Consider the following 8,268-nt stretch of genomic DNA (forward strand, 5'->3'; position numbering starts at 1 on the left):
GGTGACCCATCCCAGCTCTCCATGCCGAAAAACGAATCTCCCGAAAATACCAGCAATTCCAGGATCAAAGATCGCGACTTTCTGACTCAGTAAGATTAGGCGCCGCCGTGCTCGGCAAGCTAGCCGACCACACCTCGATCGAGTTCGTCTACCAGGTCTGCGCCTGGCTGCCGGCGATCGGGCTGCTTGCGGTGTTCCTGCCCAGCCTGCCGCGGCACACGCGTTAACGCATTCTTTCTTGCCGCAATGCGACTTCATCAATCGTTAGCAATTGCGGCGCGCAGGCGCCGCAGTTTTGCAACGCTCGCGCCGCATCCGCGTGTGCAGTCAGAAAAAATCAACCTTAAAAATTAGGGTTAAGCGCCGCTTAAACATTTGCTGCCAACGTCCGGGCCGTGAGTTTCCAGAACGTGAGGCGCCGTATTGCCTCACCGGCCAAAAGGACGAAGCCAATGCGTAGCGTTAAGTCTCTCCTTGCCGCGGGTGCGGCAACCCTGATCTCGTCGATGGCGTTCGCCGCCGATATGCCGATCGCGGCTCCGCCTCCCATGTACGCGCCGCCGGCCCCGCCCGCCGACTTCGGCGGCTGGTATCTCCGCGGCGACATTGGCATGACCAACCAGAGCGCCAAGCGGATCGACAGCGCGACCGCGCAGACGTTCCCGACCCAGACCGTGGGCCTCGGCTTCGACTCCTCGCCGTTGTTCGATCTCGGCGTCGGCTATCGCTTCAACAACTGGTTCCGTGCCGACGTGATCGGCCAGTATCGCGGCAAGGCCAATTTGCACGGCTCGGACAACGTCACCCTCGGCGCCGCCGATTTCGAAGCCAACAACTACAGCGGCAGCAAGTCCGAGTGGGTCGTCATGGCCAACGCCTATGTCGATCTCGGCACCTGGTGGTGCATCACGCCGTTCATCGGCGCCGGTGTCGGTGGCTCGTACAACAAGCTCAGCGGCTTCCGTGATGACGGCACCCGGATCAATGCCGGCGGCCTCTCCAACAGCGTCACCTACTTCGGCGACAACGGTAAGTGGAACCTGGCCTGGGCCGCGCATGCCGGTCTCGCCTACAAGGTCAATCCCGGCTTCACCGTCGAACTGGCCTACAGCTACATGGATCTGGGCGACGCTGCGCCCGGCAATTTCCGCGCCTACGACAACAGCATCTCGGGCGCGTCCACGATCAAGGTCAAGGACATCACTTCGCACGACGTCAAGCTCGGCGTGCGCTGGGAGCTCTCCAGCCCGCCGGTCTATTCGCCGCCGCCGCTGATCACCAAGGGCTGATCGCTCGCCTCATCGCTTAAGACATCTTAACGGCGCGGGATCATCCCGCGCCGTTTTGCTTTGCGGATTTTTCATGGCTCCGCGGCGATGAAAGCCGCCGCCGCAACCATTGGTTAAGGTTAACGGGCGATGATCATCGGAACAGTTCGAGTCCGATTTGGAGCGTTGCGATGCGTAGGCTTTTGTTGGCGGCGGCGATGTTGGGGACGGTGTCTGCCGCACATGCGGCCGACCTGCCCGACCTGCCCATCCTGCGCGGCAGCTTCACGGACGGACTGAGCAAATCCAGCGTCACCTGGGACGGCTTCTATGTCGGTGGCCAGGCGGGCTACGGCGCGTCGGACGAACATTTCAACGGCAGCAACAAGACGATGCTGGACACGCTGCTGGACCACAATGTTATTCAGCAGATGGACGTGGCGAACTGGAATCTCGGCCTCGGCGGACAATCAACCCGGTCGAGCGGCTACGGCGCCTTCTTCGGATACAATGGCCAGTGGGAGGACGTCGTCCTCGGCCTCGAGGTGAGCTATCTACACGGCTCATTCGGTGGCACGTCACAAGCGTCCAAGGAACTTGTCAGTGGCAGCGCGCTGACGGACGGCTTCTTCCACGATGTCAAGGTGACATCGTCGGCTGGAATTTCAATCTCGGATATGGCGACGTTCCGCGGCCGTGCGGCGTATGCCTGGGGCTGCTTCCTGCCTTACGTGTTTGGCGGTTTCGCGCTCGGCAAAGCCGACATATCGCGCACCGTCCTCGTAGAGGATGCGGTCAGCGCCACAATCCTGGGGTCATTCACGAGGTTGCAGCCGCTGAGTGCGACGGATACCGTGCACAATCACATGATCTACGGCTATACCGCAGGTCTTGGCGTTGACGTCAACCTCGTCGGCGGGCTGTTCGCGCGCGCTGAATGGGAATACATCCGCTTCACAAGCAACATCGACACGAATATCAACACCGTTCGAGCGGGTCTCGGCTACAAGTTCTGACGCGCCGCTTCGCCTTGCGCCGGTTGACAGGTTCTTTCCGTCCTGATGCTCTGATGCCCAAAGCAGGGCGGCAGCGATGAAGATCTACGGCGATAGCAACTCCGGCAATTGTCTCAAGGTGAAGTGGGTCTGCGACAAGCTCGCGCTGCCCTACCAGTGGATCGAGATCGACACGCGCAAGGGCGAGACGCGCACGCCGCAGTTTCTGAAGATGAACGGCGCGGGGCAGGTGCCGACTGTCGCCTTCGACGACGGCCGCACGCTGGCGCAGTCCAATGCCATCATCCGCTATCTCGCCCGCGACAGCGCGCTCATTCCTCGCGACGCATATGCTGCCGCCAAGATGGACGAATGGCTGTTCTGGGAACAGTACAGCCACGAACCCTATATCGCGGTGTGCCGCTTCCAGCTGGTCTATCTCGGCAGGAACGCCTCCGAGCTCGATCCGGAGAAGGTCAAGCGCGGCTATGCGGCGCTCGACCGCATGGAACAGCATCTGGCGGTGAACCGCTTCCTCGCCGGCGACGTGATTTCGCTCGCCGACGTCTCGCTGCTCGCCTATACGCGTGTGGCACATGAAGGCGGCTTCGATCTCGGTCGCTTTGCTGCCGTCCGCCGCTGGATCGGCGAAGCCGAAGCCCATCTCGGCCTTCCGCCGGCACGTTGAATTCGAGAGATCCGCATGAACGCCGAGCCTATCTCCATCCGTCGCGCGCGCCGCGAGGACGTTGCCGCGATCGTGGCAATGCTCGCCGACGATCATCTCGGGCGCGCCCGCGAGCGCGTGGAGGATCCATTGCCTGCGTCCTATTACGACGCGTTCGTGCGGATCGAGCGCGATCCGAATCTCACGCTCGTGGTGGCCGAGAGCGAGGGCAGGGTGGTCGGCTGCCTGCAACTGGCGATCCTGCCCGGGATCAGTTCGCAAGGCGGCTCGCGCGGCCTGCTCGAAGATGTCCGCGTTGCTTCCGACTGCCGCAGCCGCGGCATCGGCGAGCAATTGGTGCAATGGGCGATCGCGCAAGCCAAAGCGCGAGGCTGCAATCTGGTCGAGCTGCTGACGCATGCAAGCCGCGTCGATGCGCAGCGCTTCTACAAGCGACTTGGATTCGCTGCGAGCCATGTCGGCATGACTGTTCGCTTTTGAGGCAGACCCTTACGGCCGTTGCGCGATCAGCAAATTCAGATCGCGCATTCGTTCATGTTAAGAGCCGGTAAACTACCCAGCCGTCGTTCACGTTGAACCGGGAACGAACGGTGCTACGGCAGCGTCGGACACCGAGCTCGGTCGGTTCGGGGATTTCGATGACAAGCTATTCGATGATCAAGGTCGGCAACGACTACGTCGTGCAGGCCAATGACAAATGCATTTTGAAAGTCGGCAGCCGCCGCAGAGCCGCGCAATTGATCAGCGAGGCCACGGACTTGCTGAATGCGCTTGCCGTGGTCGAATCCCCAAAAATCGCGCCCGAGGCGCCATCACTGACGCGTGAGCCCCCGGAACTTCCTTGACTGGCTTACCCGATTCCCGTATCAGCCGCGGCGGGACACCTCCCCCCAACGGGAGGCTTACTATCTGGAAGGGTAGACGATGACTGTGGCGAAGCCCGCTTCGCGGCCGACCGTGCCGCATTTCTCCTCCGGCCCCTGCGCCAAGCGCCCCGGCTGGAATGCCCAAAATCTCAAGGACGCAGCGCTCGGCCGTTCGCATCGCGCGAAGGTCGGCAAGACCAAGCTCAAGCTCGCGATCGATTTGACGCGCGAAGTGCTTGAGGTGCCCGCCGATTATCGCATCGGCATCGTGCCGGCCTCCGATACCGGCGCCGTCGAAATGGCGCTGTGGTCGCTGCTGGGAGCAAAGCCCGTCACCACGCTCGCCTGGGAATCCTTCGGCGAGGGCTGGGTCAGCGACATCGTCAAGGAATTGAAGCTCAAGGACGTCACCAAGCTCAACGCGGCCTACGGCGAGATCCCTGATCTCTCCAAGGTCGATCCGAAGTCCGACGTGGTCTTCACCTGGAACGGCACTACCTCGGGCGTGCGCGTGCCGAACGCCGACTGGATCAGCTCTTCCCGCGAAGGCCTCACCATTTGCGATGCCACCTCGGCGGCGTTTGCGCAGCCGCTCGACTGGGCCAAGCTCGATGTCGTTACCTTCTCCTGGCAGAAGGCGCTCGGCGGTGAAGCCGCGCACGGCATGCTGGTTCTCTCGCCGCGCGCGGTGGAGCGGCTCGAGACCTACAAGCCGGCCTGGCCGCTGCCGAAAATCTTCCGCATGACCAAGGGCGGCAAGATCAACGAGGGCATCTTCGTCGGCGAGACCATCAACACGCCGTCGATGCTCTGCGTCGAGGACTATCTCGACGCGCTGAACTGGGCCAAGTCGATCGGCGGCCTCAAGGCCCTGATCGCGCGCGCCGACGCCAACACCAAGGCGCTCGCCGACTGGAAAGCGAAGACGCCGTGGATCGACTTCCTCGCCAAGGACGCCTCGATCCGCTCCAACACTTCGGTGTGCCTGAAGTTCACCGATCCCGCGATCACTTCGCTGCCGGTCGATGCACAGGCCGACTTCTGCAAGAAGCTGGTCGCGCTGGTCGAAAAGGAAGGCGCAGGATACGACTTTGCGTATTACCGCGATGCTCCGGCTGGCCTGCGCATCTGGTGCGGCGCCACCGTCGAGGCCAGGGACGTCGAGCTTCTCACGCAGTGGATCGACTGGGCTTTTGCCGAGACCAAGGCCGCGCTGCCCAAGGCGGCGTGAGTTTCTGACCCTCCCCTGGAGGGGGAGGGTCGACGCACCGTCAGGTGCGGCGGGGTGGGGTGATCTCTCCACACGGCGCACTGGCGAATTTCGAGTTTGCAGCTTCACCCCACCCCGGCGCTTCGCGCCGACCCTCCCCCTCCAGGGGAGGGTGTGAAGGAAGACATCCATGACCAAGCCCAAAGTTCTCATTTCCGACGCGCTCTCTCCCGCCGCCGTACAGATCTTCAAAGACCGCGGTATTGAGGTCGACTTCCAGCCCAATCTCGGCAAGGACAAGGACAAGCTCGCCGAGATCATCGGCAATTACGACGGACTCGCGATCCGCTCCGCGACCAAGGCCACGGCCAAGATCCTGGAGAAGGCGACCAATCTCAAGGTGATCGGCCGCGCCGGCATCGGTGTCGACAACGTCGAAATTCCCGCGGCGACCGCCAAGGGCATCATCGTGATGAACACGCCGTTCGGCAATTCGATCACGACCGCCGAGCACGCCATCACGCTGATGCTGGCGCTGGCGCGCGAGATTCCGCAGGCCGACACCTCGACCCAGGCCGGCAAGTGGGAGAAGAACCGCTTCATGGGCGTCGAGATCACTGGCAAGGTGCTCGGCGTCGTCGGCTGCGGCAACATCGGCTCGATCGTCGCCGACCGCGCGCTCGGCCTGCGCATGAAGGTGATCGCCTTCGATCCGTTCCTGTCGCCGGAGCGCGCCAAGGACATCGGCGTCGAGAAGGTCGAGCTCGACGAGCTCTTGAAGCGCGCCGATTTCATCACGCTCCACACCCCGCTCACCGACAAGACCAGGAACATCATCGATGCGGCTGCGATCGCAAAGATGAAGAAGGGCGTGCGCCTGATCAATTGCGCCCGCGGCGGTCTGGTCGACGAGCAGGCGGTGGTCGATGCGCTGAACGCCAAGCACATTGCGGGCGCAGCCTTCGACGTCTTCGTCGAGGAGCCCGCGACCTCAAGCGTGCTGTTCGGTCATCCCAACGTGATCTGCACCCCGCATCTCGGCGCCGCCACCACCGAAGCGCAGGAGAACGTCGCGCTCCAGGTCGCCGAGCAGATGTCTGACTATCTGCTCACCGGCGCGATCTCGAACGCCGTCAACTTCCCCTCGATCACCGCGGAAGAGGCGCCGAAGCTGAAGCCGTTCATCGCGCTTGCCGAAAAGCTCGGATCGTTCGCCGGCCAGCTCACCGAATCCGGCATCCTCAAGGTGCAGATTACCTATGAGGGCCACGTCGCCGAGATGAAGATCAAGGCGATCACCTCCGCCGTGCTGTCGGGCCTGCTGCGGCCGATGCTGGGCGAGGTCAACGTGGTGTCCGCGCCGGTCGTCGCCAAGGAACGCGGCATGGTGGTGGACGAGATCGTACGTGCCGCGCAGAGCGACTATGAGAGCCTGATCACAGTCACCGTTACCACCGAACGCCAGGAGCGGTCGGTCTCGGGCACCGTCTATCACGACGGCAAGCCGCGGCTCGTCGACATCAAGGGCATCCGCGTCGACGCCGAGTTCGGCAAGTCGATGATCTACGTCACCAACGAGGACAAGCCGGGCTTCATCGGCAAGTTCGCGAGCCTGCTCGGCGACGCCAGAATCAACATCGCGACCTTCCATCTCGGCCGCGTCGCGCAGGGCAGCGACGCCATCGCGCTGGTCGAGGTCGACGGCGCGGTGCCGGCCGACGTGCTCGCCAAGGTGCAGGCCCTGCCGCAGGTCAAGCAGGTCAAGGCGCTGACGTTCTGAGGCGCCGACATATTCCGACCCGCGGAACAACGCCGCCTCCGTTACCGGAGGCGGCGTTTTTATTTCTCCCGCCGCCGCCCAACTTTGTGTACCAATGGCGGAAGGACGCTCCGTTCAAAATCGTTTCGAAAAAGGGAGAAAACAATGCGTGAAGCCGTCATCGTTTCCTATGCGCGCACGGGGTTGGCGAAGTCCGGCCGCGGTGGGTTCAACATCACCGCGCCGATGAGTCTTGCGGCCCACGCCATCCACCACGCGGTCGACCGCGCCGGCGTCGAGAAGGACTATGTCGAGGACAGCTATCTCGGCAATTGCGCCCATGGCGCGCCGAACATCGGCCGCCAGGCCGCGCTGCTCGCGGGTCTGCCGAAGACCACCGCCGGCGTGTCGGTGAACCGCTTCTGCTCCTCGGGCCTGCAGACCATTGCCATGGCCGCGAACTCGATCCGCTCCGACGGCGCCGATTGCATCGTCGCCGGCGGCGTCGAGAGCATCTCGATTCCGGGCGGCCCTCTGCCCAAGGAAGCGGTCGATCCGGAGCTGCTGAAGGTCGCGCCCGACATCTTCATGGCGATGATCGACACCGCCGATATCGTGGCGGAGCGCTACAAGGTCAGCCGCGAATATCAGGACGAGTTCTCGCTGGAATCGCAGCGCCGCATGGCCGCGGCCCAGCAGGCGAACAAGTTCAAGGACGAGATCGTCCCGATGAAGACCAAAATGAAAGTGGTCGACAAGGCGACCAAGGCGGAGTCGATCGTCGACTACGTCGTCGATCGTGACGAGTGCAACCGGCCCGAGACCACGATGGAAGGCCTCGCCAAGCTCGAGCCGGTGAAGGGTCCCGGCAAATCCGTCACCGCCGGCAATGCCAGCCAGCTCTCCGACGGCGCCGCGGCCGTGGTGCTGATGGAAGCCAAGGACGCCGAGAAGCGCGGCCTCAAGCCACTCGGCCGCTTCGTCGCCTGGGCTTCCGCCGGCTGCGAGCCGGACGAGATGGGCATCGGCCCGGTGTTTGCGATCCCGAAGCTGTTGAAGCGCACCGGCCTGAAGATCGACGACATCGATCTGTGGGAGCTCAACGAGGCCTTCGCCAGCCAGTGCCTGTATTGCCGCGACAAGCTCGGCATCGATCCCGAGAAGTACAACGTCAACGGCGGCTCGATCGCGATCGGCCATCCTTTCGGCATGACCGGCGCACGTCTCACCGGCCACATCCTCCTGGAAGGCGCGCGCCGCAAGGCCAAGTGGGGCGTGGTGACCATGTGCATCGGCGGCGGCCAGGGCGGCGCCGGCCTGTTCGAGATCTATAGCTGAGACAGCGCAGTGTGAAAGCGAAAGGGCACGGCGCGAGCCGTGCCCTTGGTGTGCCGAGCATGTTCGACAGCTTGGAGGTGGAAGTCCTTTACCCAGCCTGATGGCGGCGAAGGGTTAGCGAAGCGCAAGGGCGTCATCGCGAGA

The 8,268-nt window shown here is 63.2% G+C and carries 8 protein-coding genes and 1 pseudogene; all 9 read left to right on the top strand.

Annotation, left to right across the window (positions count from 1 at the left end):
- Positions 1 to 95: 95 nt before the first annotated feature.
- Positions 96 to 227, top strand: a pseudogene (locus IVA82_RS24375) (MFS transporter); the annotation flags it as partial.
- Positions 228 to 452: 225 nt separating this feature from the next.
- The gene (locus IVA82_RS24380; protein ID WP_247385002.1) at positions 453 to 1,289 is read left to right on the top strand and encodes an outer membrane beta-barrel protein; all 837 of its coding nucleotides are present in this window, start codon (positions 453 to 455) and stop codon (positions 1,287 to 1,289) included.
- A gap of 170 nt (positions 1,290 to 1,459) precedes the next feature.
- Positions 1,460 to 2,284, top strand: a complete 825-nt coding sequence (locus tag IVA82_RS24385) for an outer membrane beta-barrel protein (RefSeq protein ID WP_247385004.1) — start codon at positions 1,460 to 1,462, stop codon at positions 2,282 to 2,284.
- Positions 2,285 to 2,360: 76 nt separating this feature from the next.
- The gene (locus IVA82_RS24390) at positions 2,361 to 2,951 is read left to right on the top strand and encodes a glutathione S-transferase family protein (protein WP_247385006.1); all 591 of its coding nucleotides are present in this window, start codon (positions 2,361 to 2,363) and stop codon (positions 2,949 to 2,951) included.
- 15 nt (positions 2,952 to 2,966) lie between these two features.
- The gene (locus tag IVA82_RS24395) at positions 2,967 to 3,431 is read left to right on the top strand and encodes a GNAT family N-acetyltransferase (protein ID WP_247385007.1); all 465 of its coding nucleotides are present in this window, start codon (positions 2,967 to 2,969) and stop codon (positions 3,429 to 3,431) included.
- A gap of 173 nt (positions 3,432 to 3,604) precedes the next feature.
- A complete protein-coding gene (locus IVA82_RS24400) occupies positions 3,605 to 3,796 on the top strand; it encodes a hypothetical protein (RefSeq protein WP_247385009.1) in 192 nt (63 codons plus the stop codon).
- A 79-nt stretch (positions 3,797 to 3,875) separates the two neighbouring features.
- A complete protein-coding gene (locus IVA82_RS24405) occupies positions 3,876 to 5,048 on the top strand; it encodes a phosphoserine transaminase (protein ID WP_247385011.1) in 1,173 nt (390 codons plus the stop codon).
- Between the two features lie 169 nt (positions 5,049 to 5,217).
- Positions 5,218 to 6,807 carry a phosphoglycerate dehydrogenase gene (serA, locus tag IVA82_RS24410; protein WP_247385012.1) on the top strand — a complete coding sequence of 530 codons (1,590 nt, stop codon included), beginning with the start codon at positions 5,218 to 5,220 and terminating at the stop codon, positions 6,805 to 6,807.
- Between the two features lie 144 nt (positions 6,808 to 6,951).
- Positions 6,952 to 8,124, top strand: a complete 1,173-nt coding sequence (locus tag IVA82_RS24415; protein WP_247385013.1) for an acetyl-CoA C-acyltransferase — start codon at positions 6,952 to 6,954, stop codon at positions 8,122 to 8,124.
- Positions 8,125 to 8,268: the final 144 nt, after the last annotated feature.

Source organism: Bradyrhizobium sp. 142 (assembly GCF_023074015.1).
GTDB lineage: Bacteria > Pseudomonadota > Alphaproteobacteria > Rhizobiales > Xanthobacteraceae > Bradyrhizobium.